Annotated in this window: 28 protein-coding genes and 1 pseudogene; 8 read left to right on the top strand and 21 right to left on the bottom strand. The window is 61.6% G+C overall.

The window, feature by feature from the left end; all coding sequences use genetic code 11:
- Nucleotides 1-154: 154 nt before the first annotated feature.
- From HWX62_RS02545 to HWX62_RS02480, 15 genes are all read right to left on the bottom strand, one after another.
- A complete protein-coding gene (locus HWX62_RS02545; RefSeq protein WP_175929995.1) occupies nucleotides 155-1,198 on the bottom strand; it encodes a helix-turn-helix domain-containing protein in 1,044 nt (347 codons plus the stop codon).
- 51 nt (nucleotides 1,199-1,249) lie between these two features.
- Nucleotides 1,250-2,302, bottom strand: coding sequence for a HoxN/HupN/NixA family nickel/cobalt transporter (locus tag HWX62_RS02540; RefSeq protein ID WP_175985080.1), 1,053 nt, complete (start codon nucleotides 2,300-2,302; stop codon nucleotides 1,250-1,252).
- A gap of 12 nt (nucleotides 2,303-2,314) precedes the next feature.
- Nucleotides 2,315-2,761, bottom strand: coding sequence for a nitrile hydratase accessory protein (locus tag HWX62_RS02535; protein ID WP_175929997.1), 447 nt, complete (start codon nucleotides 2,759-2,761; stop codon nucleotides 2,315-2,317).
- 13 nt (nucleotides 2,762-2,774) lie between these two features.
- Nucleotides 2,775-3,125, bottom strand: a complete 351-nt coding sequence (locus tag HWX62_RS33280) for an SH3-like domain-containing protein (RefSeq protein WP_347879929.1) — start codon at nucleotides 3,123-3,125, stop codon at nucleotides 2,775-2,777.
- Nucleotides 3,113-3,433: a hypothetical protein gene (locus HWX62_RS33275; RefSeq protein ID WP_347879928.1), complete on the bottom strand. Its 321-nt coding sequence runs from the start codon at nucleotides 3,431-3,433 to the stop codon at nucleotides 3,113-3,115. The genes HWX62_RS33280 and HWX62_RS33275 overlap by 13 nt, the downstream gene beginning before the upstream one ends.
- The gene (gene nthA / locus HWX62_RS02525) at nucleotides 3,433-4,068 is read right to left on the bottom strand and encodes a nitrile hydratase subunit alpha (protein WP_175929998.1); all 636 of its coding nucleotides are present in this window, start codon (nucleotides 4,066-4,068) and stop codon (nucleotides 3,433-3,435) included. The genes HWX62_RS33275 and nthA overlap by 1 nt, the downstream gene beginning before the upstream one ends.
- Before the next feature lie 20 nt (nucleotides 4,069-4,088).
- On the bottom strand, nucleotides 4,089-5,615 hold the full coding sequence (locus HWX62_RS02520; protein WP_175929999.1) for an amidase: 1,527 nt from the start codon (nucleotides 5,613-5,615) through the stop codon (nucleotides 4,089-4,091).
- A gap of 56 nt (nucleotides 5,616-5,671) precedes the next feature.
- Complete coding sequence (locus HWX62_RS02515) at nucleotides 5,672-6,730, bottom strand: phenylacetaldoxime dehydratase family protein (protein WP_175930168.1); 1,059 nt, start codon at nucleotides 6,728-6,730, stop codon at nucleotides 5,672-5,674.
- 52 nt (nucleotides 6,731-6,782) lie between these two features.
- Nucleotides 6,783-7,676, bottom strand: coding sequence for a transporter (locus HWX62_RS02510; RefSeq protein ID WP_175930169.1), 894 nt, complete (start codon nucleotides 7,674-7,676; stop codon nucleotides 6,783-6,785).
- Nucleotides 7,677-8,267: 591 nt separating this feature from the next.
- Nucleotides 8,268-9,272 (bottom strand): tyrosine-type recombinase/integrase, encoded by a 1,005-nt coding sequence (locus HWX62_RS02505; protein WP_175930000.1) that lies wholly within the window; start codon nucleotides 9,270-9,272, stop codon nucleotides 8,268-8,270.
- Nucleotides 9,273-9,274: 2 nt separating this feature from the next.
- Nucleotides 9,275-10,210 (bottom strand): tyrosine-type recombinase/integrase, encoded by a 936-nt coding sequence (locus HWX62_RS02500; RefSeq protein ID WP_175930001.1) that lies wholly within the window; start codon nucleotides 10,208-10,210, stop codon nucleotides 9,275-9,277.
- Entirely contained in the window at nucleotides 10,207-11,172 is a 966-nt protein-coding gene (locus tag HWX62_RS02495) for a tyrosine-type recombinase/integrase (RefSeq protein ID WP_175930002.1), read from the bottom strand. Before HWX62_RS02495 ends, HWX62_RS02500 begins: the two co-directional genes overlap by 4 nt.
- A 177-nt stretch (nucleotides 11,173-11,349) precedes the next feature.
- Nucleotides 11,350-11,541, bottom strand: coding sequence for a hypothetical protein (locus HWX62_RS02490; RefSeq protein ID WP_175930003.1), 192 nt, complete (start codon nucleotides 11,539-11,541; stop codon nucleotides 11,350-11,352).
- Nucleotides 11,542-11,726: 185 nt separating this feature from the next.
- Nucleotides 11,727-12,155: a LysR substrate-binding domain-containing protein gene (locus tag HWX62_RS02485; RefSeq protein ID WP_244135929.1), complete on the bottom strand. Its 429-nt coding sequence runs from the start codon at nucleotides 12,153-12,155 to the stop codon at nucleotides 11,727-11,729.
- 11 nt (nucleotides 12,156-12,166) lie between these two features.
- Entirely contained in the window at nucleotides 12,167-12,778 is a 612-nt protein-coding gene (locus tag HWX62_RS02480; RefSeq protein WP_175930004.1) for a TetR/AcrR family transcriptional regulator, read from the bottom strand.
- A 43-nt stretch (nucleotides 12,779-12,821) separates the two neighbouring features.
- Between HWX62_RS02480 and HWX62_RS02475 the strand changes: the two genes are divergently transcribed.
- From HWX62_RS02475 to HWX62_RS32980, 4 genes are all read left to right on the top strand, one after another.
- Nucleotides 12,822-13,793: an alpha/beta fold hydrolase gene (locus HWX62_RS02475; protein ID WP_244135928.1), complete on the top strand. Its 972-nt coding sequence runs from the start codon at nucleotides 12,822-12,824 to the stop codon at nucleotides 13,791-13,793.
- On the top strand, nucleotides 13,780-14,649 hold the full coding sequence (locus HWX62_RS02470) for an SDR family NAD(P)-dependent oxidoreductase (RefSeq protein ID WP_175930005.1): 870 nt from the start codon (nucleotides 13,780-13,782) through the stop codon (nucleotides 14,647-14,649). Before HWX62_RS02475 ends, HWX62_RS02470 begins: the two co-directional genes overlap by 14 nt.
- A gap of 37 nt (nucleotides 14,650-14,686) precedes the next feature.
- Nucleotides 14,687-15,628, top strand: a complete 942-nt coding sequence (locus HWX62_RS02465) for an SDR family NAD(P)-dependent oxidoreductase (RefSeq protein ID WP_244135927.1) — start codon at nucleotides 14,687-14,689, stop codon at nucleotides 15,626-15,628.
- Nucleotides 15,629-15,868: 240 nt separating this feature from the next.
- Nucleotides 15,869-16,105 carry a hypothetical protein gene (locus tag HWX62_RS32980; protein WP_244135926.1) on the top strand — a complete coding sequence of 79 codons (237 nt, stop codon included), beginning with the start codon at nucleotides 15,869-15,871 and terminating at the stop codon, nucleotides 16,103-16,105.
- Nucleotides 16,106-16,644: 539 nt separating this feature from the next.
- Here HWX62_RS32980 and HWX62_RS02460 read toward each other — a convergent pair.
- Nucleotides 16,645-18,744: a hypothetical protein gene (locus HWX62_RS02460; protein WP_175985079.1), complete on the bottom strand. Its 2,100-nt coding sequence runs from the start codon at nucleotides 18,742-18,744 to the stop codon at nucleotides 16,645-16,647.
- A gap of 48 nt (nucleotides 18,745-18,792) precedes the next feature.
- Nucleotides 18,793-19,383, bottom strand: a complete 591-nt coding sequence (locus HWX62_RS02455; RefSeq protein ID WP_175932678.1) for a hypothetical protein — start codon at nucleotides 19,381-19,383, stop codon at nucleotides 18,793-18,795.
- A 108-nt stretch (nucleotides 19,384-19,491) separates the two neighbouring features.
- Here HWX62_RS02455 and HWX62_RS33270 point away from each other — a divergent pair.
- Both HWX62_RS33270 and HWX62_RS02450 read left to right on the top strand, forming a co-directional pair.
- Nucleotides 19,492-19,617, top strand: a pseudogene (locus HWX62_RS33270) (hypothetical protein); the annotation flags it as partial.
- Complete coding sequence (locus HWX62_RS02450; protein ID WP_244135925.1) at nucleotides 19,584-19,964, top strand: nucleoside 2-deoxyribosyltransferase; 381 nt, start codon at nucleotides 19,584-19,586, stop codon at nucleotides 19,962-19,964. The pseudogene HWX62_RS33270 and the gene HWX62_RS02450, both read left to right, overlap by 34 nt.
- Nucleotides 19,965-20,048: 84 nt before the next feature.
- Here the strand turns inward: HWX62_RS02450 and HWX62_RS02445 are convergent, their stop codons facing one another.
- Nucleotides 20,049-20,642, bottom strand: coding sequence for an NAD(P)H-dependent oxidoreductase (locus tag HWX62_RS02445; protein WP_175932677.1), 594 nt, complete (start codon nucleotides 20,640-20,642; stop codon nucleotides 20,049-20,051).
- 90 nt (nucleotides 20,643-20,732) lie between these two features.
- Here HWX62_RS02445 and HWX62_RS02440 point away from each other — a divergent pair, with 90 nt between their 5' ends.
- Complete coding sequence (locus tag HWX62_RS02440; RefSeq protein ID WP_175932676.1) at nucleotides 20,733-21,137, top strand: helix-turn-helix domain-containing protein; 405 nt, start codon at nucleotides 20,733-20,735, stop codon at nucleotides 21,135-21,137.
- A 180-nt stretch (nucleotides 21,138-21,317) separates the two neighbouring features.
- On the opposite strand, the gene HWX62_RS02435 is transcribed toward HWX62_RS02440, so the two are convergent.
- The 3 genes from HWX62_RS02435 to hmpA all read right to left on the bottom strand — a co-directional run bounded on the left by HWX62_RS02435 (nucleotide 21,318) and on the right by hmpA (nucleotide 24,414).
- Complete coding sequence (locus tag HWX62_RS02435; RefSeq protein WP_175932675.1) at nucleotides 21,318-22,622, bottom strand: HipA domain-containing protein; 1,305 nt, start codon at nucleotides 22,620-22,622, stop codon at nucleotides 21,318-21,320.
- Nucleotides 22,612-22,896 carry a helix-turn-helix domain-containing protein gene (locus tag HWX62_RS02430; RefSeq protein WP_175932674.1) on the bottom strand — a complete coding sequence of 95 codons (285 nt, stop codon included), beginning with the start codon at nucleotides 22,894-22,896 and terminating at the stop codon, nucleotides 22,612-22,614. The genes HWX62_RS02435 and HWX62_RS02430 overlap by 11 nt, the downstream gene beginning before the upstream one ends.
- 306 nt (nucleotides 22,897-23,202) lie before the next feature.
- The gene (gene hmpA / locus HWX62_RS02425; RefSeq protein ID WP_175932673.1) at nucleotides 23,203-24,414 is read right to left on the bottom strand and encodes an NO-inducible flavohemoprotein; all 1,212 of its coding nucleotides are present in this window, start codon (nucleotides 24,412-24,414) and stop codon (nucleotides 23,203-23,205) included.
- Between the two features lie 233 nt (nucleotides 24,415-24,647).
- On the opposite strand from hmpA, the gene HWX62_RS02420 reads away from it, so the two are divergent.
- A complete protein-coding gene (locus tag HWX62_RS02420) occupies nucleotides 24,648-25,358 on the top strand; it encodes an MgtC/SapB family protein (protein WP_175932672.1) in 711 nt (236 codons plus the stop codon).
- Nucleotides 25,359-25,411: the final 53 nt, after the last annotated feature.

The following is a 25,411-nucleotide window of genomic DNA, read 5'->3' as shown; positions in this document are numbered from 1 at the left end:
ATAGGTTAGCGATAGGGAAACCACTCCGGATCAACGTCGTACCAACCGTTAACCCTAACCACGTATCAGAGATCGGGGAAGACGTGTTCAGTTGTCGCTTATCAATTGCATCACATAAATTGGTCTGCCACGCCCGGCACCCCGTCCGGCACATCTAAGGAATTGACTTCTGTAAAGCGTTGTTGCGCCATTCACGAGGAGATGTGTTAAAGCGCTCCTTGAAGGCGCGACTAAAATGCGACATGTCGTTAAACCCCCACCTTAACGCTACGTCGGAAACTCGCAAAAACGAGAAATGAGGGGTTGCGAGTTCTTCTGCACACCGCTCCAGGCGCATACGCCAAACGTAGCGCATCAGCGAAGTGTTTTCCACTTCGAACAATTTGTTGAGGTACCGGGACGAAATCCCCATGGCCTGTTCGACCATGAGCGGATTCAGTTCGGGATTCTGGAGATGCTCCAGGACGAAACTCTTCGCGCGCATCAGCGTCATGGCCTTCAGCCGCGATTGGGCGACATCGTTTCGCTGCAGATTCCCTAGCGTCATCGCGATCAACGTGATCACCGTATCCGAGAGTTTGAGCATCTCGTCCTCGGATACGTGACTGATCTGCGACGACATCCCTTCCAGGAAAGTCCGCATCACGTTCCCGACGCCCTCGGAGGTGTTCATCGGGCGGGCCGTGCAATTTTCCATCCCGACGACGAGATGGTTGAGCGTCATGCGCGGAATACTGACGACGATTTCCCGCCACGACTGATCAAAGCGAAGATGATGAGGGCGTGTCGCGTCGTAAATCGCGAAGTCGCCGGGACGCAACGTCACGATTTTGCCGTCCTGTTCGACGGACTGGTTGCCGTCCAGCATCAACACCGCGAAATACTTGTCTTCGTATTCGCTGCGGGCCTGACGATAGTGCCGGTCGACCGCCTGCTCGGCGGCATGGATCTCCGAGATGCGCAATTTGTCGGACTTGCGCTGCCGGACCTTGCCGAAGAAATCCGCCTTCTGCACCGCGGAAATCTGGACGTCCGCAAACAGCCGAAGGATCATTTCGCGCCAGAAGTCGATGCGCTGGCTGATGGATCCTTCGGCCGAGACCTCGATGGACATATTGCTCCGTTCGAACGGCGAGCCGTCCGAGGCAACGCCGATGTGATCGCAGTTTGAGGCGATATCGACCGGACTCTTCGACATGATCGAACCCCGACGTGGACGGGCAATCGGATGACCCTCAAGCGTGCCCGTTCAAAAATCCCCTGTCCAAGCTTCCCGCTTCCGATATGCGAACACGCTGAGCGCCCAGCACGCGAGGAACACGGCGACGATCGCATACCCGAGGACACCAAAATAATCCCCGACGGCGCCAGTGAAGCCCCGCAGAAAAGCGAACGAATCGAACCGGTCTCCGATAATCGACAGCAATTCCACACCGCCGATCAGCAAGGCGACAACGACCGACAGGCAGGTCATCGCCATGTTGTAGTAGAGCTTGCGAACGGGGTTGTCCAGCGCCCAGCCGTACGCGCCGACCATCAGCATGCCGTCGGCGGTGTCGACCGTACACATGCCGACGGCGAACAGCGCGGGGAACAGCATGACGGTCCCGAACGACACGCCGTGCGACGTCTGGCCGGCAGCGATCGCGAAGAGCGCGATTTCCGAGGCGGTATCGAAGCCGAGCCCGAACAGCGCGCCGATCACGAACATGTGCCAGCTCTTCGTCACGATGCGGAACATCGGCCTGAGCAGGCGCGCGACCAGCCCGCGGCCGTTCAGGAGGTCGTTCACGTCGGCCTCGTTCAGCGGCTCGCCGCCCTTGACGCGCCGGAAGGTCCGGTACAGGGAGATGAGAATCGTGACGTTCACCGCCGCGAGCAGCAGGAGCACCGTCGCCGACGCCGCGGTGCCGATCAGCGCGCCGACCGCGCGGAACGCCTCGAAATGCTGCGAAAAATGGGACGTCGCGAACGCGACCACCGCCGAGAAGACGACGATGAGCGCGGAGTGTCCCGCCGAAAAGAAGAAGCCGACGGACAGTGGGCGTTGGCCCGCCTGCATGAGCTTGCGCGTCGCGTTGTCGATCGCCGCGATGTGGTCGGCGTCGACTGCATGGCGCAGCCCGAGCACGTACGCGAGCAGCGCCGTGCCGAACAGCACGGGCCGCCCGTGCAGGCTGGCGGCCGCCCAGCACCAGACGCCGGCGTTGGAGGCCAGCAGCGCGCCGACTGCCAGCAGGATGCTGCCAGACGAAACGAACACGTTGCGGCGGCCGCGGGCGGCTCGAATTGGCTCGGTCATGATGTGCTCTCCTCAGATCGATGCGCGACGGTTCGATGCGGCGCTGACCGTCACCGGCAACCTGCACGGCGCCAGATGCTCGTGCGCGTGTTCCGGCGGACACGCTGCATTGCCGAGACTCACCGGCTGGCCGTGCGGCGTGTTCAGGTAAGCGCCGCGCCACTCACCCTGCCGCGCACGTGCCGCCGCGGGATCGACGAGCCCCTTGGCCGCCATGAGTTCCTCCAGTGCCGCGAGCCATTGGCGGTAGTAGGTGTCGTTCGTGCACTCGCCCGCGCGGGCCGGATGCGCGGTGATCTGCCGGCTGAACGTTGCCACCCATTCGCCCCACGCGAACCGGCCCGACCGGCACAGATGGACGACCAGCGCGAACGCGCGCGCCTGCCACGGCTCGCTGAAAGGCGGGCCGTCGGCCGGCAGCTTTTCCTTTTCCGTCGATGGTTCGAAGGCTCCGGACATGGCGCGGTTCTCCTCAGGCCGGTTCAAGATAGTCGTCCCACATGTCGATGCAGACCGTATCCACGGCTGACGCGTGGGGTCCCCACAGCTCCTGCGCGCGGAACGTCACGCTATAGACGTGCTGCGGGCATTCGCCGCCGCCGTGCGCCATCGTGTCGGGCAGCACGAAAACCCCATGATCGAGGCCGATCGTTCCAACCTTGCCGCGCACGTAGCGCGCGAGCCGCGTATGCGTCGCCGGGTTGAGGTTCTTCGCGCGCACTTGCTGGCCAACGCCGAAGCTCGGCGCGACCGGCCCGTGCGAGCGGGCGGACGCACCGGTGCGCACGAGCGCGTCGACCATGTCTTTCGTCAGGACTGGCATGCTTGGTTCTCCCGAAGTTGTGCGATACGACGCTCGATCTCGTCGTGCGAAAGCACGCGCTTCTCGACCAGCATCGTTTCGATCGAATGAATCCAGTGTTCGTAGTAACTGCCTTCCAGGTAGTCGACGGGGTCCATCCGCTCGATGGCGTGCCGGAACTCGTCCACGTTCATGTAGCCGCCCGCAAAGACGGCGAAGAACAGCCCGAAGATGCGCCGCTCCCAGTCGGCGGAAAACAGCGGTTCGGCGGGATCGCGGACGATCGCGCCCAAGCCGTGCATGCCGCCCATGTCGTGAATGCCGTTCATCACGCGCCTCCGTTCAGTTTTGCCGCCAGGGCCGGATCGGCCGGCAAGCCCGTGCCGATCATCGAATCGCGCGTCACCAGGGCGGCGAGGTCCGCCTCGGACCACCCTTCGGTGCCCGCCGGACGCTCGGGCAGCACCATGTAGCGCAGTTCGGCGTTGCTGTCCCACACCCGCACCTCGCGGTGCGCGGCGATGTCCAGCCCGAACTCCGCCAGCACGGCGCGCGGCTCGATCACGATGCGCGAGCGGTACGGCGCAGCCTTGTACCAGGTCGGGGGCAAGCCGAGCGTCGGCCACGGATAGCAGGAGCACAGCGTGCAGACGATCACGTTGTGCACGTCCGGCGTGTTCTCGACGACGACCATGTCCTCGCCCTGTACGCCGGAAAAACCCAGCTCGGCGATCGCGGTCGTCGCGTCGGACAGCAGCCGCTCCTTGTAGGCGGCGTCGGTCCAAGCCCGCGCGACGACGGCTGCGCCGTTGCGCGGACCGATTTTGTGTTCGTAGATGTCGATCAGTTCGTCGAGTGCGGTTGGGTCGACCAATTGCTTGTCGATCAGCAGCGACTCGATCGCCTTCACCCGCAGTTCGGATTCGGATGGTGGTTCGGTATGGCTATGGTGGTGAGCGTGCATAAAGTTCTCCGTATGGATCGTCAGCCGAATGTCGTCTGCCGCCAGTCGAGCGCCTGCTCGTACGCGTACGCGCAGCGATAGATCGTGGCTTCGTCGAAGCGTCGTCCGACCAGTTGCATTCCGATCGGCAGGTCTTCGGCCACGCCGCACGGCAGCGACATCGCCGGGTGGCCGGTGACATCGAACGGCGCCGTGTTCGCCAGCATCTCGAACGCGCGGGTCAGCGACTCGGACATCGGGCAGCGGGCGGGCGGCAACTTCGACGCGCGCAGCGGCAGCGTCGGCAGCAGCAGCAGGTCGTACGACTGCAGCACGGCGTCGTAGTCCGCGCGCAGGCGCCGCGCGAGGTTCTGGCTCTTGCCGTAGTAGCGGCCGTTGTAGCGGCTCGCGAAGTATTCGCCGAGCACCATGGTCAGCTTGACCGTGTCGGGCAGTTCGTCCGCCCGGGCACGCCAGCCGGCATGGTGGTCGACCATGCTCGTCACGTACATGCCGCGCCAATTGAAACCGTGGCTGTTGCCCTTCATCATCTGCTGGGTCGCGCCCTCGGCCGCGATCGGCGTCCAGATCGCGGGGCCGGCCGCATGCAGCGGCACCGACACTTCGTCGACGCTCGCGCCGAGCTTGCGCAGCACCTGCGCGGCCGCGCGCACCGCCTCGTCGACCACCGGCTCGGCGTTCGCCAGCCCGAACCCTTCGCGCAGGATGCCGATCCGCAGTCCCGCGACCCCGCCGCGAATACCGCCCGAGTAGTCGGTGTTCGCCGGCAGCTGCAGCTGGCGCGGATCGAGTCCGTCGCTGCCGGCGATCACGTCGAGCAGCAACGCGTTGTCGAGCACGTTGCCGGTCATCGGCCCGAGGTGGTCGACCGTCGCTTCGATCGGCATGGCGCCGGTGTAGGGCACGAGGCCGTGGGTCGGCTTCATCCCGTAGATGCCGCAATACGCGGACGGAATCCGCACCGACCCGCCCTGGTCGCTGCCGATCGCCATGTCCACTTCGCCGCTCGCGACGAGCGCGCCATTGCCGGACGACGAACCGCCCGTCGAGTGGCCGGGCTTGCGCGGGTTCTGCACCGGTCCCGTCGCGCTCGTGTGCGAGCCGCCCGAAAAGCAGAAGTACTCGCAGACGGACTTGCCGAGGATCGTCGCGCCGGCGTCGAGCACGCGCGTCACGACGGTCGCGTCGACGTCCGGCACGTATCCTTCGAACGTGCTTGCGCCGTTCATCATCGGCACGCCCGCGACGCAGATGTTGTCCTTGATGGCGACGGTCTTGCCGCGCAGCTTGCCGTCCGGCGCACCCTCGATGACGCTCTTGCGCTGCCACGCGCCGAAGCGGTTCTCGTCACCCTCGGGACGATAGCCGGGTGTGCGCGGATATCGGACGGCCGGCAGATAGTCGGGTAACGCGTCGACCGCGTCATAGGCGTCGAAGTTGCCTTGCAACGCCTCGCCATAGTTCGCGAGTTCCTGCGCATCAAGATGGAAACCGAAACCTGCCGCGATCTCCGAAATCTGAGCAAGCGTCGGCCGCTTGATTGCCATGGGAAATCTCCTGATGGTGAGAAGACGCCGCCCTCGCCGGGCGGCGCCCGATGAACTCAACGGCCCGCTGCCGCGGCGTCGCGCATCATGCCGGTCTGCGGATGGCAGTTGATGTATTCGTAGACCTGGTGCGGCGCGTCGAAGACCGACACTTCGTGATACAGCCGCAGCTTCGACAGCCCGGCGACGACGCGGAAGAACGTGACGAAGATGCGCAGATGCGTCGGGTGCGATTCGGCCCAGCGCTCGAGCCGGTCGAGCGAGCGCCAGTGCCCGATGTTGTAGCTCTCGTCGAGCAGATTGCCGTCGAGGTCGATCGACTGCACATAGCGGTTGCTGTAGCAGCCGACGTCCTTGCCGTTGTCGCGCAGGAAGTCCATGCCGGCACGCAGCGTCGGTTCGATCTCCTCGAGGTAGAGCTTGCGCTCGTCGCCTTCGGCCGCTCGCCAGTCCTGGCCCGAACGGATCAATGCGATGTTGTCGTGCGCGCGCACGATGACGCGGCCGCGCCGCGCCGGGTCGCCGTGGAGGATCTGCAGTTCGCCGTTGGCCCGCATCCAATCGGTCTGCGATATCGGGAAGCGGTCTCGCATCGACCCCCAGTAGCCGTGCTCCTCGATCTCGCCGCTGACGCCGTCCATGATGGCGCCGACACCCGGGAAATCGTTCGTGAACGCATACAGCGTCTCGAACTGCTCCGCGCGCGGCGCGACGATTTCGCGGAAATAGCCGATGCCGTCGGAGAGCCGGTCGTCCGAGGTCCACCAACCGTCGACGGCCGGCGAGGCGATCCAGCGCTGGTACGCGGACGGATCGCGCCAATAGCCGAGGGCAATCAGGTTTTCATGGCCCTGGTTGTCGGTGTGGCGGGTCAGGTCGTAGTGAACCGGACCATCGGCCGCGCCGAAGTCGCCGACGATGTGCCTCAGCGCCGCGAGCGCCTTTTCCTTCTTGTCGTCTCCGGAAAACTGAATTCCGAAGTAGCCCATGACGACCTGATTGAGGTCTTCCGAGGCGCGGGCAACGTACATCGGGAACGGCGGTTGATAGTCATCGGCGACGCGCCGGGACAGCGTCCTCGGGCACTTCAGATGTTTGTCGATTGCGGATTCCATGAGTGATCTCGCTGTGAGGCTGTGAGAAGAAGTGAGATGTCTGCGATTCGGTTCAGAAGATGTGCGCGTACCGCAGGCCGACGAGCACACTGTCTTTCGGTCCGTTCTTGACGCTCAGATCCGTGCCGACCTGAAGCTGCACTTGGTCGGAGCGGGTGACGAACTTTGACGCGGTCAGGCGCATGCGCGTCGTGCGCAGCGCGTCGTTGTTGCCAACGCCGTCGACGCTGGTCTGCCCGCCCCACAACTGCGTGAGCCCGAGCCCGATCGACGTGCCGGAATCCGGCATGTAGCGCACCATCGCCTGCGCGCTGTAGCTCATACGCTGATGCTGGGTAACTCCGGACGCGCCGTATGACGTGTTGTCGCCGTACCAGATCGCGTCGCCGACGAGGTCGAGCGCCCAATGCGGCGAGAAGTGCTTGATATACGCCGCTTGGAAGTCCAGCGACCAGCGATTCGCACCAAGATTCAGCCCGCGATTCTGGTCGTAGGTGCCGGTCGGCACATTCACGTACACGGTAGCGGCCGCGACGTCGTTCGCTTCGTTCAGACGCAGCTTCAGCGGCGCGGTCAGGACCAGGTCACCTACGCCTGTCGTACTGCCGAGTGCGCTGGCAGCCCCGAAGCCGCTGACGTGGCCGAACGGCAGGAGGAACTGAGGATCGATGGTCAATCTGTCTGTCAACTTGAACACGTGAAGCAGACGTGCGATGCCGACGTTCGACTGCAGATCGAAATCCGACGTCTTGTTGCCGTTCGAGTAGAACGCGTTGGTCGTCGAGTAGTTGTAGTAGAGAACGCCGATCGTTGCGCCCGCCGGATATTGCTCATAATCGCCCGGATCGACTTCGGAGGCGCCCGCATAGTGCGAAGCCACCAGCAGGATCGACGCGCAGATCACGCTCGCGATCCGTTTCAACTTCGCTTCCTTTCTGCTTTCCATCCTTCCCCTCACCGTAGTGTGCAAACCCGGCTGCAATCTGCGCATGCGCACCGAGCGTGCGTGCAGGCTGTCGCTTACGTGGCTTGACAGTTGACTGTTTTCTGGCAACGCATTTGAGCGACGCCGAACCGCGAAGACCTGGCTGGCCATCGCTTGAGTGGGAGAATAGGAAGGCAAAAAAGAAGGTTCTGTTTTCGGGCGGAACAAAAAATGTGCCGCGGCAGACCTCCTCTGTGCCAGGTGAGCTGCTTACTATCGTCGCAAGTGACAGCCTGAGCGGAGCCTCCCGACGGTGCTGCATCACCACAAGGTCGAAGAAGAAGCGCTGACGACAATGTGCGCTGCGTGCTGTGAGCTGAGGCAGTTTGTACTGGAAACTCGCCAGGGCACATCAACCAGCTCGGGGACTATCTGCTGGTTCTGCAACGCCCCGTTCCACCACTCGATCCGGCTATCGATTTTGCATTCAAATCAGCAGTTTAGGCTGAGATGTGGCGGATTTTGAGTGATTATCCACACGGGGGAAATAGGCGAAGCGATGACCGGGGAGCCTCCTCCAGCAGGCAACCTCGGCCATTGCGATGCGCATAATCAGAGCGTTTCGAGGAACGCCATGACCTTGTCAGTCGCGTGAAATCGTGGTGTACGCTGTCCGGCAGGCCGCAGGTGGCCTAACGCTTCTTCCTTGTGGGCAAGGTTGGACTCCATGTAAATGTGCGTCGTGTCGATGCTTTCATGGCCTAACCACAGTGCAATAACACTGATGTCGACGCCCGACTCTAATAGATGGGTCGCCGTCGCGTGTCGAATGACGTGAGGCGAGATATGTTTTTGGCGCAGGCTTGGACAGGCGGGCACCGCGCTCGCAATCGCCTTCTGCAGGATGCAGTCGACGCCGTTACGGGTCAGTTGCTCGCCGCGATAATTGGTGAACAGACGCGCCGCGGGCGTGGCATCCTGCTCACGCATCCACTTCCGGATTGCATCGGCGGTCCTAGCCCAGAGTGGGATGCACCGCTCTTTGCGACCTTTCCCGTAGAGATGCACGAAGCTGCTACGAATGCCCAGTTCGACCTGGCTGCACGCCATTGATGTAATCTCTGAGACCCGTGCACCGGTGTTGTACATCGTGAGAAGCATCGTGTGATCACGTCGTCCGCTCGAAGTAGAGAGGTCGGGGGCACCAAGAATCGCCTGAATTTCGGTGCGTGACAACGCGCAGATCAAACGGCGATCAGTGCGCTTGTTGGGGATAGCCAGCACTGACGTGGATAGTCCGGCATAGTCGGGTCTGGATATAGCGACCCAACGAAAGAAGGAATGGATGGCTGCCAGTCTGGCGTTGCGAGATCGCACCGTGTTGTTGCGTTCAACCTCAAGACTGTCGAGGAAGGCCAGAATAACTGCCGGATTTAGCTGATCGAGCTTAAGCGCAACCGGCTGGATGTTCATCTTGGTGGCGATGAACCGGAGCAGGAGGCGAAAGGCATTGCTGTAACTCGAGAGGGTTTGTGGGCTGACGTTTCGATGCGTCAGCAAATGCTTGATGAAGTATTCTTGGAGCAGTGGCCCAACGAGTGCATCGGCGTACTTCATGATCAATCTCCCAAGGCGGCGAACACGCGGAAGCGGTCCGATGCGCTGCCCAGTAGTTCAGGTGTTGCAGAGACGTACCAGTAGCTTTCTCTGGGGCTGACGTGGCCGAGGTAGACGGACAGCGTCGGAGCGAGCTCTGCTGCCGAGGCCCCATCTTCGTACCATTGTGTGAGCCGACGAACGGCGAACGAGTGGCGCAGGGAGTGCAAGGTCGGGCGTCGTCCATCCGGTAGATGCAATCCGAGTTTCGCCGTTGCACGTGCAAACCACCGTCCAAGGGAATCATGATCAAGCGGTTGCCCCCAATCCGTGACGAAAAACATCGGTGCCCGCCTCGCATGGCACTTGTGTCCCCGTCGGACCGCGTATTGCCTCAGATGATCTGCGGTTGTCGGGTGCAAGGCTACGATGCGCGACTTCTTGAATTTAGTTTCACGAACAACGACATGTGGCGGCTCTTCTCCAAGGTGCACGTCGACCGCCCTGAGGTGTAGAGCTTCGCCGATGCGTAACCCAGAACTGGCGAGCAGCCCCAATATTGAGACGTAGGCAGCAGATCGCAGACCACCTCTCGGTCGCGCAGTCGTCGCAAGATTCAGGATCGATTGCAGTTGTTCGACGCTCAGGACGTACGGCGAATTGCGACGTGGAGTTGCCAGCAGATGGTTGCCGGGTACCGAGGTCGCTGGATCGACAGCCTTTACGAAGCGCAGAAATCCACGCAGGGCACTGAGGATTGCGCACTGGCTTTGCGGTGCACGACGAACCCGAGTGATCCATTCGAGGACATCAGCGGTCTTTATCGATTCACCAGGGCGATCGCGGACAATGTCGTGAACGAAGCGCGCGAGCATTCCGCTATGGGTTTGCCGGTAACCCAGCAACTTGCGGTGTTCGACGTAGCGGTTCAGCAGTTCCTGAAGTTCCTCGCCGTTCATGACCTGTCTCCCGGCCACGGCATGGCGATCCGCGATAGCGACAATAGGTCCAGCTTCGCATAAATGGCGGTGGACTGTAGGGATTGATGACCCAGCACATCGGCGATGTTTTTGAAGCTCGATCCGCGCGTCAGCATGGTTGTTGCCACGGCATGACGTATCAGATGTGCTGCGCCGCGCGCGGGAGCGATATCCGATCGAACTAGGGCTCGCCGTACAATCTTGGAAATCGCGCTGGAGTCGGTGAATGGCTGCGACGGCGGAATCGCTTGCAGGAATATCGTCCTGTACGATGATGGAGGACGCTCCCGTTTGAGGTATGCCAGCAAGGCGCGCCCCACGTCTCGGGATAGCGGTAGATCACGGTCGTGGCGGGTCTTGGTTTCACGGATATGAATGACGCCGCAAACCCAGTCAACGTCATCCAGACTGAGGCGAGCGACTTCAGCAGCACGCATCCCGGTTCTTGCGAGCAGCAGCACTATCGCCGTATTCCGCAACGGTTGAAACGTCGCAGCATTGCCCACGCATTTGATCAGCCGATCGACTTCAGCGCACGACAAACGCGGTGGAAGCGTCGCATGGCGCCAACGCCGAATTCGTGGAAGCGCTTCGTCCAAGCCGGGTCGCGTCATTCCGATGACGGCGAGAAAGCGCAACATCGCCCGCAGCGCAACGATCGGTGAACTCGATGGTCGCCGCTTCCTGCTTGAGAATTCTTGACGCAGGTATGTGCGAAGATGTTCGATTGAAAGGTCTTGCCAATTCGGCGGACTGTCGCCACACCACCCATCCAGGAAGCGTCGGACGAACCGGCCATACTTCCTTCGGGTCTCCTGTGCCAGCCCCCTGACGGCGCCAAGGTATGAGTCAAACTCGCTCAGAAACTGAACTGCGGACGTAATTGATTGCAATTGCGCTTCTGGGCATTCCTTGCCGCGCAACGGTTCCGGATGCGTCATGGTCTTCTCCTTGCCGGTCCTCATGGCCGGTAGGAAAAGTTCAGGACATTATGCGAACCTTTGCCACCCAGTCGATCTTGCACAACTCCGCCTCAGCAATGCAGGGCGCGATCGCCGTCACTGAGCTTCGCCTAATTCAGCGGTGTGGATAATCGCAAAATTTTCGCCAAAATGGCATTAAGCGGCTGATTTTAAAGAGAAATCAAAGTCGATCGTCGGATCGAGCGGCGGCACTTTCCGCTGGAGGTCGAGCAGATAGGAGCCGAGCCGGTTGATGTCCGCACCGCATTCGGGACCGGCCTTTACAGTTAGGAATCGCATGACTTGACCAAGCCGAGCCGGTGGCGGATTGGCATCAAGTAAGGTCACTCGACATCCCGTCCGCGAACGCATCAGTATGTGCGGGTATCAACGGCGCCAGTGACGACGGTGTCAGACATCTCGCCATCAAATCGTTGGCCGGAGGCGAGGGCCTTCCTGACAGACGCTGTGCGCCAACGAAGCCCAAGGCGCAAGCGGACGTTCACACGTCACTCAATGTCCGCGTGATCGAGTCACAGAACCACTGCTGTGCGCCCGAGTCCTCGGCATGCGGGTACCAGTACAAATTCACCTGGCTGTATTTCGAACGGAAGCGGCAGGACCTTCATGCGCCCTTCACTCGCGAATGCTCTTGCGACTCGCGTTGGCAGCGCAAGCACCAGGTCTGTCGTTGCAATCGAAGAAAAAAGGCTGGTGAAATGGGGAACCCGGAGGACAGTCCTTCGTTTCAGTCCCATCTCACTCAGCGCATCCTCGACCAGATGATGGCCCGTAAAAGGTGTCACCACAACGTGATTTGCCGTCACAAACTGCTCCAGGGTCAGCGTATCGCCGATGCTCGGATGCGATGCGCTCAGCAGACAAGAGTAGCTATCCCTGAACAGAGTCGCTTTTTTCGCCTCGCCTCCGACAAACTGCAGGTTTCCTACGACCGCGTCCACGTATCAACGCGTCAATCTCCCCGCCTCTTGATACCGCCGGTCAACAATGAGATCGCGGTATGCAGTAGATCGTCAATGTGATCGACATCCAGTCGAAGGCTATCGGGGCGCCACATCAGGCTGATAACGCCATTCATCATTGCCCACAACGCCGTCGACGCGTGTTCCGGCTCGACGTCTGCATGCACCCACCCTTCGTCGACACCTCGGCGGATCAATGCGGCCAGTTTGGCGTTTTGCTGCCTGATCAGGGCAGCAATGCGCGCGAGCGCTTCCGGCTCATTCGGTGGTTCGACAAGGATACGGAACTGGTGCGGGCGCTCCTTGGCGAACCGCGCGTACGCAGCTGCCACACAACGTAGTTTCGTCTCCACATCGCCATCAGATGCATAGGCCGCGTCCATGTACTCGCGGTTTTCTTCCAACGCGCGCTCTGCCACGGCAATGAGCAGCGCGGAACGGCCACCGACACGGTTATAGAGCGTCTGCACTGCGACATCCGCCCGGGTCGCAACCGATTCAGGCGTGACCGCGGCTAGTCCGCCCTCCGTCAGCAAAGTCTCGGCGGCTTGCAGGATCGCCAGGCGGGTCGCGGCAGCCCGACGCTGAGTTCTCGATTCCATACGGGGGTTTACCTCACTAGATGGATCGCATTACAAAGTTAGAATGCTTTACAACATTGGATCGAAATCTATTCTCGCACACCTTGGGGGACACATGGCCGGGCGAAAAAATGTCGAGTTCGTAGCAGGCGGCCGCGGAGAACATTGCCGTGGCTGGCTGTACGAGCCTCGCGGGACGGGCCCGTTTCCTGTCATCGTGATGGCGCACGGGCTGGGTGGAATCAAGGAAATGCGGCTCGATGCCTATGCGCAACGCTTTTGCGCGGAGGGCTACGCGTGCCTCGTGTTCGACTATCGACATTTCGGTGCGAGCGACGGCTCCCCTCGTCAATTGCTCGATATCGATCGGCAACTGGAGGACTGGTCGGGTGCGATCGCTTTTGCACGCGGGAACCGCAATCTCCGGCCGGATCAGGTAGTCCTGTGGGGGACCTCCTTCGGCGGCGGTCATGTGATTCTCTCCGCAGCACGCGACCGAACTATTGCCGCTGCCATCGCGCAATGCCCGTTCACGGACGGGGTCGCGTCGTTGTTCGCGTTGAACTGGCGTAGCGCGCTCAAGGTTACCGCGCTCGCGCTATTCGATGTGCTGCTATCCCTCGTCGGCAGGGCGCCGGTGATGGTGCCGACGGCGGGTCCGCCCGGTTCCGGCGCGTTGATGACCGCACCGGATGCCCTGGATGGCTATCTCGCGCTCGTACCTGACGGTACTGCATTTCGCAATCAGGTCGCAGCACGCTTCGGCCTGAACATCGTTCGGTACCGCCCCGGTCGCAAGGCAGCCGACATTTCCTGCCCGATTCTGTTTTGCATTTGCGAAGCCGACTCCGTCGCTCCGGCGGAGCCGACGAAACGGTATGCCAGCCGCGCACCCAAAGGCGAAGTGCGCGCGTATCGGGCAGGCCACTTCGACATCTATGTGGGCAAGGACTTCGAACAGGTGATCGCCGACCAACTGGCGTTTCTCCGCCGTCACGTTCCAACGAAGCAAGGAGGCGCGCATGTCGACTTATAAGCTGGCGAACAAGGTGGTGGCCATTACCGGTTCCACCGGAGGCCTGGGATCGGCCTTGGCCGAAGCGCTGCACGCACGGGGTGCGCGCCTCGCGCTTTTCGATCTGGAGGCAGACACGCTCACTGCGCAAACTCGCAGCTTCGGCCACCCTTCCGACGTTCTTGGCTGGACCGCCGACGTCCGCGATTTCGAAAGCCTGGAAGCCGCAATGGCCAAGGCGGCGTATCACTTCGGTCAGATCGATGTGGTCATCGCAAACGCGGGCATTGACACCATGGCCCCGATGGCCACCATCGACCCGGCCGCGTTTGATCGTGTCATCGACATCAATCTCAACGGCGTGTGGCGCACGTTCCGTGCCGGCTTGCCATTCGTCCAGCAACAGCGCGGGTACATGCTGGCGATTTCGTCAATGGCCGCGTTTGTACATTCGCCGCTACAGGCGTCCTATACGGCCAGCAAGGCGGGCGTGTGGGCGATGTGCGACAGCATCCGTCTGGAGCTTCGTCATCTGGGTATCGGGGTCGGCAGCGCGCATCCGACGTTCTTCCCGACGCCGCTGATGGACGATGTCGTCGCCGATCCGGCCGGCCGGGCATTGTGGGGAGGCAACGATCGAGGCTTCTGGAAGATGATCCCGCGCGAGCAGGTCGTGCGGGACATCGTGGCAGGCATCGAGCGCCGCGCGGACATGATCGTCGTACCCAAGATCAACACGATCGTGGCCAAGGCGCCCGGCTTCTTCAGGCGCTTCGTCGAACGCGCCGGCTTTCGCGGCGGGGACATTGAACGCGCCATCAGTCTGGCATCGGCAACTGGCTGGAACGATTCGGCCGCGAACGCTCCGGCGAAATGAATGGCAATCGGTGGCCGCGGGAACCGATCGGCTTCGCATGATCAGCGGAGCCGATGACCCGGCATCCATCGCCCCTTGTTTGCGCAGCAATGGAAAACCAATAGCAGAGGAGCAGTACAAAGTGGCTTACGATCTTCAGGAAAAAGTCGTGCTTATCACGGGTGCTGCAGGCGGCATTGGCGCTGCGACCGCGCGTGCGTTGCATGCATGTGGAACACGACTCGTTCTAACCGATGTGACGCAGGCTTCAGTGGACCGCCTCGCCGCGGAGTTTGACTCCGAGCGCACGCTCGCCTTGGCGCTCGATGTCACCGATGCTGCCGCCACCAAGGCGGTCGTGCAACGCGCCGTCGATAGATTCGGTCGCCTCGACATTGCGTTCGCCAATGCTGGCATCTCGTGGCACGATCTACCCGCCACCATGTACAGCTGCGATGAACAGGAGTTCGAGCGAATCGTCGAGGTCGATCTGCTCGGGGTTTGGCGCACGGTCAAGGCCGCATTGCCGGAGATCCTGCGCAATCGAGGCCAGGTCCTGGTCACCTCATCGGCCTACGCATTCGTGAACGGCATGGTGAATGCGCCTTACGCAGCGTCCAAAGCCGCAGTCGAGATGCTCGGGCGTTCACTGCGCGCCGAACTGGGCGGCACCGGGTCCACGGCGAGCGTGCTCTATCCGGGATGGGTGGCGACAGCCATTGCCAAGGTCGGCTTTGGCGGAAATGCGCTAGCGACGAAATTGATTGAAAAAGGGTTTCCTGCACCGTTGCGACGACCGATACAACCGGATGACGTCGCTAAGGCCGTCATAAAAGGGCTGCGAGCCCGCCAACCGCGCATCGTCGTCCCGTTCCGGTGGGCACCGTTTTCGTGGACGCGAGGGTTGTTCAACATCGTGACCGACTGGCATCTCGGGCGACAACATGAAATGCATCAGTTGATGCGCGAGCTCGAGCGCTGTCGAGACCGACAAAGCTAGCGTGTCGACGGCGCCGTCGTAGGAAAGGCACCCGAGTCAATGATTAGCAAGTTCGATTGTGGTCGACTCACCGTTAGAGCTCGCGATCAGAGGTCTGAAATACCTACATTGGTCCTGGTCGTTCCGGCGGATCTCTTCCAGTACGTATCTGCACGAAATTGCGGTTCCTTATGGTTGGCGCTCTTTAGTGTTTGGTGCACGCGAGGCCGAAAAATAGGAACCGTTCTGAGGGAGAACAGGATGAACGCTGCAGAAAGGTCCTTACGTTCGCTGGTGGAAAAATGGCTTGCGCCAACTTCTTCGACGCAGGTTCGGGTGACCGAATTCAGTCGTGCGCCCTCGAATCTGACTCGCTATGTGCGTGTCGAGGTACTGCGACTGACAGGCCCGGTTGGAATGTTTTTCTTCCGACACGGTGATGGTTCGTGGCGCGTTTTTCCGCCTGAGACCGAACGATTAGCGATGCGAGCCTATTAGAGGGCCGACCGGGATTCGTGGATACCTGAAGCTTCGGGTATTTGCGAATCCCGGCCGACCCTCAATGTGCTGGCGACCGGATCTGCGAGGAAACGTCGACGCAGGCGATATACGGTGGTGCAGTGAACGCCTAATAGCTGTGCTGCTCGTTCAGCCTGCTGTCGGGAAAGCACGCCGTTGCCAAGCGGTCGAAGCACGGACGCAATCTTCGCTGCTCGAGCAGCCCGCTCTTCGATCGAAGCCATATGGATCCCTATCAATCCACGCGACACGTGCGCTAGCAGTATTAAAGAACACGTGCAACGTGCTAGCAACGTTAGTGAACATTGACCAAGTTTCTGTTGCAGAAACGCAACGGCTAAGCAGCCGCCAGAAAACTTCAAAAAGTCCCTGTTCGCCGAGGCTTCTTTGAGAATTTCCGCTAGCAACGTTTCTGAACACGGCTAGCGCTAGTAATGAACGCCTACAATTGCAGCGTGACGTGCAATGATGTCGCGAGACCGACCGCCAAGCCGGCCTCGCGCTTGTGTCGCATCGGCTTAGCGTTCCCCGTTGGGGTCGTCGGCCGACCATTCGTCGGCGCGATGCGTCTCCTTTGGGGCAGCGTTTGCAGCGGCTAGTCGCAGTTCATTTCCATCTTCGCTGGACTGCGTGAGAATCTCGCTGCCCTTGCGGGAATTTGCCCAGGCAAGCCCACTGTTGACGACGCTGTACGCCCAAAAGCCGAACGACACAACTAACTCGGCGGCCGCGAGTTCTGGTAGCAGCACGAACTGAAGGATCTTAACCAGCGCGAAGCCCAACACCCAGAAAGCCGTGCCGACAAATACGATTCTCGCAATCGCCCACAAAATACCCTCCTCCCAACAAGCTCGTAGGAATGGGAGAAGAGACGAGACAAACTCTTTGGATGGATCAGACTTGATTGCCCGCAAAAGCTTTATTAATAGTTGTTGGGTACGTTTATTGCGCCATACAAGGCGAAGTAATTGTAGCTTATTTATGGATCGTCCTATCAATGGACCCAAAGCCAATGCGACGAAGAGGCCAACAGTCAAGTCGTAGACAAATTCAGCCAAAAGAAGGTCCGGGTCGTCGTTGATCTGGTCCCCTTCAAGCAGGCCCAAAGCGGCCAGATGATTCCTATTGCCTAACTCAGTGGATTTGAGCGAGACGTAAAAGGAGGCTCCTGGCGACGTCGCGGGACTTCCCCCAGCAGTGATGGCCTCCAATTGGTTAAGGGCAATGAAGGGTAGTGCATCGCGCCCAATCAACCCAAAAATGACCGAACCATCGCGACATAGGGACGGCGTGAATTTCGCTGCACCCGCGCGCTCAGCGTTCGCGTACAGAGTGCCGTCCTCACCGGCCGCGACGAATTCGTCGGCAGGGCTCTGGAGCGAAATTACTAGGGGTTGTTGGGAGTCAATTTTCATGACGAACCAGTCCCCGCCGTCAAGGCCCTCAGCACTTGCCCGGATCTGTTTGCGGGCATCAACCTTCCAGAACGAACTGTTCGTCGCCTGGATCATAATCTGGTCGCCATCGCCAAACAGGTTCACGAGGGGGACCGAAAAAGACGGATCCCAAGTCATCTGTTGATCGGAGATAGTCACCCGAGTCCCCTCGCTGACAACGACGCTTTCCGCAACAGAGGGGCCCCAGGAGTAGGTCAGAACGAATGACTTATCGGTTCCTCGCCACGTGTCCGTGAAAGTTGCGTTGTTGGCGGTGATATCAAGGCCATTCGCTTTTACGAGCTGTTTGACCTTCGCCGTGACATCAGAAGGGCCGTACGCCGCACGGATGATATTGAGCTTTCGAGAGTCAACTGGGACACTAAAACGCGGACGTTGCGGGTCGTACGCGATATTGAGTGTCTTTCCTTCCTTCACAACCGCCAACTGGGGTTCTTGCTGCTCGTGCTGATATACGATCGCGAGTGTCTTATCCTTGCCCGGCCAACCATCGCCGAACAATGCTCTATCAGCGACGATGGTGGCTGAGCCTCGCACCACCTGCTTCAATACTGTGGCAGAGACGTCCATGAGGCCCCAGTAAGCTGCGAGTATTTTTACTTGCGGTGAGTATTTGCACTCGAAGACATCACCTTCGCGGACGACCTGTAGAAACGGCGTCTCGCCTCCATATCTCAGGAGTGCGACGAAAGCCTTTCTTCTCTTCCACGGATCACCGAACGTTGCATTGTCGGGCGTGAACTTTAGGCTTTGCGTTTTCGGATCCACGAGCATGGCAACTTTACCGGTCACATCGGCTGGACCATACGTTGCTCCTAACACGCGCAACGTCGGCGGCTCAGCCGCTTCTTCACCGAGCTCGACGGGCGCGGGGCTCGGCGGCCCCTTGATGCTGAGCCCCTTGCCGTATTCGACTGCTGTTGCGACACCGATTCGTCCATTCGAGCCATACCGGTAGAACACAGTTAGTGTTTTGTCTTCCCCGCGCCATCCGTCCGGGAAGAGCGAGTTGCTTGCCGCGGTTTCGGGAAGTGACTGCGGAACTGTGTTGCGATTAACTCTATTCATAACGAGATTCGTGACATCTAGCAGCCCGTATGCGGCGCCTAGAATCTGCAAATCACCGGAGACTTCTGCTTCTGAATTCGACAACTTTGTCATGTCTTTCCCCCAAGAAATTCCGTTAGAAAAAGCTGCCTGCTACATGATTTACGCCGCTTTCGGTCCCGCTTGCTTCTTGATTCCATCGAGAAGAACTCCTAAGGCGTTCATGGCCTCTAGGTACGTGTTTAGTTGGTCGAATACCGGCTGCATTCCCGACTCCTGTTGACCGTGCCGTGCAGGTACAAGGAAGGTCATTGAGCTATTGTCACGTTGCAAAATTATGGTTTCTGCACCGAGATATGAGCGATGTGCATAGTTGCGATAGGTGCGGACTTCGAAAAGCCATGGCGACTCCTCGGCCTCCCGGAACGCGTCATATGCGTCCGCGCATCGCAAGTCATTCTTCATCGCTTTTTGTACATTCTCTGGAGTCAATTTTCTGCCGGTCAGGCCCAGGTTGTAGTGCGTATTCGCCCAGACATGAAACAAGTCGTAGGCGCTCATCATTTCCCAAAAGAACGAGCGGATTCGCGCATGTAACTCGGGGCCGCTATCGGTGCTGTGCACTGCAGAAAATTGCCCGATCACTCCGAGGTGCCGCTCTGCTGCGGAATATGCAGCATGCGCGAGCAAGTGATGGTCTTCGCTCCGCAGTTGCTGGATTCTGACCGATTCTTGGTATTTTTTTGCACTCATTTGGTCTCTTTGCCTGACGGTTTTCTATGGGTTCTTAATCCACTAGATTGTATTATCGGACAGCGATTCCGATTTCTTTAACCGGCTGACGAGAACTACCGGTTTAAGGTGGTCGGACATCCGCGCCCTGTCGTCTACCTTGCTGGCTTCGACGTGTTTCGTCCGGATGCGGCCGCCTATGGGGCGAGCCTGAAGGTGCTGTGCGACGAGCTCGGGTTCACGGGTATCTTCCCGCTGGACGCCGAGTTCGAGGCGGATCTGGCGCCCGCCATCAGGCGCGCCGCATCTACGAGAGCAACCTCGCGTCGATCCAGGCCTGCGACGTCGTGATGGCCAACCTGGCCGATTTCCGCGGCGCCGGCGAGCCGGATTCCGGCACCGCGTTCGAGATCGGTTTCGCGACGGCCCTGGGCAAACCGGTTTTCGCGTATACGAGCGACGTCGCGCCGCTGATCGAGCGCGTGCCGCAGCAGCCGAACGCGCGTGGTCGCGCAGAATGGGGGAATGAACAAGGTAAGCGTTTATGCTCTGCAGCGCATAAGCGCTTATCATGTTCATACCCCATGCCGAAGCGCAGCTGAAACCAGGGGCGCGGCATTGCGCGCGGCTATCCCACTCGTCTTGGGCGCGAAAACCGGATACGTCGTGTATTCGCGCCCGTGCCATCAAGCGCCGGGCGCATCCGAAGCCGCAGCTTTCGGAGAGAGCTGGCGCACTTTTTCAAGTGCACTCGCGATCGACGCGCGGCGCACCTCCTCGCTGCGACCGAGCCCTTCAGCGACGATGAACTCGATATCCGGCACACCTATGAACGTGAACACCGAGCGAAGCAGGGTCTCTGCATGCTCGAACGCCTGATACGGGGAACCCTCGCTGTAAACATTGCCGCGCGCCAGCGCGACGAACACGCGCTTGCCCTGGGCGAGACCGATCGGCCCGTTCTCACCGCGCGCGAAGGTCTTGCCGCGCACGACGATATGGTCGATCCAGGCCTTGAGCTGGGTGGGAACCGAAAAATTGTAGAGGCCCGCCCCGATCACCACGACGTCGGTTTCGAGAAACTGCTGCACGTCCTTGCCGGCGTCGAGCGCCATGAACGCGTCGAAGGAGAGATGCGGGAGCGTTTCGCTGGCAAGATCGCGATAGGTGACGTTCACCGCGTCGTTTGATTCGACGATCCGCTCGACGATGGCGGCAGAGAGCACGCGACTGGCGGACTTTGCGCCCATGATGCTGGAATCGAGATGAAGCAGGTTCACTGGATGCCTCCGGTGTGGATTTGCGACCGGCACTATGCTATGTAACTGGTGGCGATCCGCCAAGAACGCATATTTTTAGGACTAGGTCAGATGGATATGCCTGCCCAACCCGGGGTCAGCACCCGATGCCAGGAAGTCGGCAAGGTGCTCGCAATCGTCGGCGACAAATGGACGGTGATGATCGTCAGGGTGCTGGTCGAGCGGCCGCGCCGCTTCAACGAGATCAAACGGACGGTCGGCGGTATCTCACAGCAGATGCTCACGCGTACCCTGAAGTCACTCGAGCGTGACGGCATGGTCAGCCGCACGGTTTACCCGACGGTGCCTCCGCAAGTCGAATATGCGCTGACGCCGCTCGGACAAGCCCTGGCGGTGCCGGTTCGCGCGCTGGGTGCGTGGGCGGGAGAGCATCTCGAAGAGATCGAGAACAACCGGGCACGCTATGATCATGACAAACATGCTCGTATCAAACGAGGCGGCTCGGAGCAGGCCTGACGTTCGGCAGGAAGAGGCGCTCGCATCGGTTGTCGGCATGACTTCGGGTTCGCGAGCGTGCCGGTAAAGCCCGGCGCGCTGGACCGGACCCGAATATTCCCGTCGACAGACACTGGATGCTGGATGAAGGGAGTGGCGCGCGCGGATATCGGCGGCGGCACGATCCCCGCGCGCGGTAACCTAGTCGCGCGCCTGCCGCAGCGCGCGCCCCATCTCCGCGATCGGCATCGCGACGATCGAATTCAGCAGCCGCATTTCCCCGGCGTCCGGCTGCGCGATGTGCCGCACTTCATCGAGCGTCTGCTCGACGTGACGATCGAGCGGTTCGAGAAAGCGCTGCAGTTCGCTGGCGGCCGCCTTGTCCCTGAGCCCGAGCGCCTGACCGAACGCGACCAGCGCCTCCACGTCGATATCGGCGAACCGCGTCGCATTCCCGAGCGGCATCGTCAGCTCGCAGTGCGGCCAGTGATCGCCGCGATGGTCGGGCCGGTGCGTCGGCGTGTGATACACGACCGTGCTCACGATGTCGTAGAACGGCGCGAGCCGGTAGCCACGCGCGTCGACGAAGAACGACAGGTTCTTCAGGTGCGCGTCGGCATTGCCGACCACCACGTTGAAGACGGTCCAGCGGAACACCGACAGGCGCGTCAGTGCGCGCGTGCTGGTGCGGTCGATCGCGCGGGCGAGCGCCTGCGCATTGGCCCGCTGGTACTTGAATCCGCGGTCGTAGTTGAGCAGTTGCATCGCGTCGATCGTATGCACGCGCGCGGCCGGTTCGGACGCGATGTCGCGGTCGAACCGGTCGATCACGTAGCAGGCGGACGGGGCGCGCAGGAAATGCACGTCGGGCACGTCGAGCCCCATCTTCCTCGCGAGCCGCATGCAGAAGAATTCGTTGATCGCCGAATGCGGATAGCCGGCCGCGCGCATGTCGGGTTTGAGCAGGTGCATCGACGGTTCGCTGCCGACCGGCTCGAACAGCGCGTAGTCGGGCGCCGCGCCGCGCAGCACCAGCAGCAGCTTCTGCTGCGCGCCGGCCGCCGACATGCGCTTGGGCGCGGTGGCCGTCAGCGCGCGTTCGGGCATCGCCTGGATCCGGCGCTCGAGCTCGTCGAGCGGCAACGGCCGCAGGCCGCCGGGCGCTTCCTGCTCGCCATCGGCCAGCAGCGTGAGCGCGCCGGCCGATTCGCGGCCGAAGTATGCGAGCAGGCCCCACGCGTCGGCCGCATCGACCTTCGCCTCGCGCGCGAGCGATGTGCGCATGCCTTCCTCGGGCAGCAGGTTGTCGAAGAACCACTGGGCCGGGCGATCGGTCGACGTGTCGGTGAACACGCCCGCGCGGAGCGGGAATGCCGGCGACAGCGGATACGCGGCCGGGGACGCGAGCCATTGCGGGTCGTACGCGAACGACCAGATCCCCTTGTCGTCGGTCAGCGTGCCCATGCGCACGCCGTTCGCGGACGCGATCAGCGTTCTAGCCGCCATGGGTGCTCCTGCGGCGTTGCGCGGCCTTCAGCGCGGTGGCTTCGGAAATCTCGATCGACGGTTCGGCGTACAGGCGTACGCCGAGCTCGCCCAGCAGCAGCATGACCTTGCCGATTTGCGCGGTCGGCTTCCCGGCTTCCACCTGGCTGATGAATTTCGGCGACAGGCCGGTCGCGTGCGCGAGTTCGTCCCGCGTGAATCCCTGCTGGATTCGCGTCGCGCGAATGAGGTGGGCGAGCGCGCCGATCGTATCGACGGACCGGGACTCCGGCATGACGTTCTCCGTGCTTCGTATCTGATCGGGAACAGTATTGCACAATTCGCCGGGTCGGGCATCGATTCGTATTCGTGCGGGAACGAACCGGCGAGCGCGATCCTTGGGGCGTCAGTTCGTATCCGAACGGGAACCAAATCAGATACAACGGGGAATATCGGAAATATTCGTATCCGGATGGGTACGGAGATGGGGCGGGTGACCTTGCGCGTATCCGGCCGGGCACGTCGATGAAGGGGTGCAGCGGGATCTACGCGGGCGATGTCAGTCCGCGCGACGTCCCGCGCAACGAGCAGCGACCGACGATCATTCCGCGAACAGATCCGGCCCGAACACCTCGTAGTGAATCCGCGCCTCGTGAATTCCGAGTCGCTTCAGCGCATCGTGCTGCATCCGCATGAACGGCACCGGGCCGCAGATGTAGTAATCGGCATCGGGCAACAGAATCGCGCCCTTGATCGCGTTCACGTCGACCAGGCCCTTCAGGTCGTAATCCGTCCCCTCGATATCCTGCGGCAGCGGATCGTCGTAGAACACGACGAGATTGAAGTTCGCATACGTGTTGGCCGTCTCGCGCAGCCGGTCGCGCATCGCATGCACGCCGCTGTTGCGTGCGCCGTGCACGAACACGACCTGCCGCTGCGGATCCTGGATCGCGCGCTTGAGCATGCTGATCATCGGTGTCAGCCCGACGCCGCCGCTGATCAGCACGATCGGCGTTTTCGCGTCGACGTCGATGTGGAAGCTGCCGTACGGCGCCGCCACCTTGATCTCGTCGCCGACGCTCACGTAGTCGTGCAGCAGGCACGACACATAGCCGGGCGGGTAGGCGCCGCCGCTTTCGCGCTTCACCGAGATCCGGTACGTCTGCCCGTTCGGCATGTCGGACAGGCTGTACTGGCGGATCTGCTGCAGGCCGAGTTCGGGCACGTCCACCGCGACGCTGATGTACTGGCCCGGCTCGAAATTCGCGACCGGCCCGCCGTCGGCAGGCTCCAGCACGAACGACGTGATCACCGTGCTCTCGGGCCGCTTCTCGCGCACGACGAAGGTGCGCCAGCCGGTCCAGCCGCCGAGCCGCCCGGCCGACCGTTCGTACAGGCCGCTTTCCATGCCCATCAGCACGTCGGCGAGGTTGCCGTATGCCTGCGCCCACGCGGAAATGATGTCGTCGGTGGCCGCGTCGCCGAGCGTTTCCTTGATCGCCGCGAGCAGGTGCTCGCCGACGATCGGGTAGTGCTCGGGCCGCACGCCGAGGCTCGCGTGCTTGTTCGCGATGTTCTTCAGCACGGCGGCGAGGCTGCCCGGATCCTCGATGTTTTCCGCATACGCATGGACGGCGCGCGCCAGCGCCTGCTGCTGTTGCCCCTGTTCCTGGTGCGCCATGTTGAACACGTTCCTCAGTTCCGGATGCGCGTCGAACAGGCGCACATAGAAGCATTGGATGATGTCGTAACCGTGTTGCGCGACGACGGGGGCCGTGGCCTTGACGATGTCTTTCGTTTTCTGCGTGAGCATGGTTGAACTCCTTCGCAAGGGCGTATTTCGTCCGGCCGGCGCAATCCGCGCGCCGGGATGGCGGCGCCCCGCGGCGCGGCGGCACGCTGTGCGCGGCACGTCCCTTTCTACAATTTCATCCGCCACGCTACACATGCCGCCGTGCCCGGCAAGCAGGCCCGATCCTTGCGCCCTTCACGCGCCGCCGGCGGCGCTCGCGCCCCGGCACATGACGATTTGCACGGGAGGCGCACATGGAACCGATGCCGGTCGTACTGCAGTGGCACGACGTTCTCGTCAGGATCGTGCTGGCGCTCGTCGCGGGCGGGGTGATCGGCCTCGATCGCAGCGAATCCGGCAAGACGGCCGGACTGCGGACGACGATCCTCGTCTGTCTCGCCGCGTGCCTGTCGATGCTGCAGGTCAATGCGCTGCTGCTGCAGGCGGGCAAGCCGCAGGGGGCGTTCTCGGTGCTCGACCTGATGCGGCTGCCGCTCGGCATCCTGACCGGCATGGGCTTCATCGGCGGCGGCGCGATCCTGCATCGCGACGGCCTGGTGTCCGGCGTCACGACGGCCGCGACGCTGTGGTTCGTGACGGTCATCGGGCTGTGCATCGGCGGCGGCCAGTTGTCGCTCGGCGTGCTGGGGCTGGTGCTCGCGCTGCTGGTCGTCTGGCCGCTGCGGCTCGTCGAGCGGCGCTTGCGCGGTGTCAGGACCGCGCTCGTCACGGTCGAATACCCGCTGGGCTCGGCTGCGCGCGAACAACTCGCCGCGAAGCTGCGCGACGCGGGCTTCACGTGCCGGACGAAAAGCTTTGGCGAGGCGGCCGCGCGCGCGGTGCGCGAGGAGGAACTGTTCGTGCAGTGGCGCGAAGCGGCCGGCGCCGACGTGATGCTGAAGCAACTGATGCGGATCGTCGAATCGGCCGGGCTGACGTCGGTCCGCTGCTCGACGGAGAACTGACGCACGCGGCGGCCGGAACGCGCGATGCTCGTGCAGCAGGCCGCCCTGGGCGG

The sequence above is a fragment of the Burkholderia sp. BCC0506 genome (assembly GCF_902833145.1).
GTDB lineage: Bacteria > Pseudomonadota > Gammaproteobacteria > Burkholderiales > Burkholderiaceae > Burkholderia.
Note: the sequence above shows the minus strand (reverse complement) of the source record. Positions and strands in the feature narration are given on the sequence as shown.

Coding starts and splice junctions, on each gene's coding strand:
- HWX62_RS02545 (WP_175929995.1), bottom strand. CDS start 1,198: ATGTCGAAGAGTCCGGTCGATATCGCCTCAAACTGCGATCACATCGGC.
- HWX62_RS02540 (WP_175985080.1), bottom strand. CDS start 2,302: ATGACCGAGCCAATTCGAGCCGCCCGCGGCCGCCGCAACGTGTTCGTT.
- HWX62_RS02535 (WP_175929997.1), bottom strand. CDS start 2,761: ATGTCCGGAGCCTTCGAACCATCGACGGAAAAGGAAAAGCTGCCGGCC.
- HWX62_RS33280 (WP_347879929.1), bottom strand. CDS start 3,125: ATGCCAGTCCTGACGAAAGACATGGTCGACGCGCTCGTGCGCACCGGT.
- HWX62_RS33275 (WP_347879928.1), bottom strand. CDS start 3,433: ATGAACGGCATTCACGACATGGGCGGCATGCACGGCTTGGGCGCGATC.
- nthA (WP_175929998.1), bottom strand. CDS start 4,068: ATGCACGCTCACCACCATAGCCATACCGAACCACCATCCGAATCCGAA.
- HWX62_RS02520 (WP_175929999.1), bottom strand. CDS start 5,615: ATGGCAATCAAGCGGCCGACGCTTGCTCAGATTTCGGAGATCGCGGCA.
- HWX62_RS02515 (WP_175930168.1), bottom strand. CDS start 6,730: ATGGAATCCGCAATCGACAAACATCTGAAGTGCCCGAGGACGCTGTCC.
- HWX62_RS02510 (WP_175930169.1), bottom strand. CDS start 7,676: ATGGAAAGCAGAAAGGAAGCGAAGTTGAAACGGATCGCGAGCGTGATC.
- HWX62_RS02505 (WP_175930000.1), bottom strand. CDS start 9,272: ATGAAGTACGCCGATGCACTCGTTGGGCCACTGCTCCAAGAATACTTC.
- HWX62_RS02500 (WP_175930001.1), bottom strand. CDS start 10,210: ATGAACGGCGAGGAACTTCAGGAACTGCTGAACCGCTACGTCGAACAC.
- HWX62_RS02495 (WP_175930002.1), bottom strand. CDS start 11,172: ATGACGCATCCGGAACCGTTGCGCGGCAAGGAATGCCCAGAAGCGCAA.
- HWX62_RS02480 (WP_175930004.1), bottom strand. CDS start 12,778: ATGGAATCGAGAACTCAGCGTCGGGCTGCCGCGACCCGCCTGGCGATC.
- HWX62_RS02475 (WP_244135928.1), top strand. CDS start 12,822: ATGCTTTACAACATTGGATCGAAATCTATTCTCGCACACCTTGGGGGA.
- HWX62_RS02470 (WP_175930005.1), top strand. CDS start 13,780: ATGTCGACTTATAAGCTGGCGAACAAGGTGGTGGCCATTACCGGTTCC.
- HWX62_RS02465 (WP_244135927.1), top strand. CDS start 14,687: ATGATCAGCGGAGCCGATGACCCGGCATCCATCGCCCCTTGTTTGCGC.
- HWX62_RS32980 (WP_244135926.1), top strand. CDS start 15,869: ATGAACGCTGCAGAAAGGTCCTTACGTTCGCTGGTGGAAAAATGGCTT.
- HWX62_RS02460 (WP_175985079.1), bottom strand. CDS start 18,744: ATGACAAAGTTGTCGAATTCAGAAGCAGAAGTCTCCGGTGATTTGCAG.
- HWX62_RS02455 (WP_175932678.1), bottom strand. CDS start 19,383: ATGAGTGCAAAAAAATACCAAGAATCGGTCAGAATCCAGCAACTGCGG.
- HWX62_RS02440 (WP_175932676.1), top strand. CDS start 20,733: ATGGATATGCCTGCCCAACCCGGGGTCAGCACCCGATGCCAGGAAGTC.
- HWX62_RS02435 (WP_175932675.1), bottom strand. CDS start 22,622: ATGGCGGCTAGAACGCTGATCGCGTCCGCGAACGGCGTGCGCATGGGC.
- HWX62_RS02430 (WP_175932674.1), bottom strand. CDS start 22,896: ATGCCGGAGTCCCGGTCCGTCGATACGATCGGCGCGCTCGCCCACCTC.
- hmpA (WP_175932673.1), bottom strand. CDS start 24,414: ATGCTCACGCAGAAAACGAAAGACATCGTCAAGGCCACGGCCCCCGTC.
- HWX62_RS02420 (WP_175932672.1), top strand. CDS start 24,648: ATGGAACCGATGCCGGTCGTACTGCAGTGGCACGACGTTCTCGTCAGG.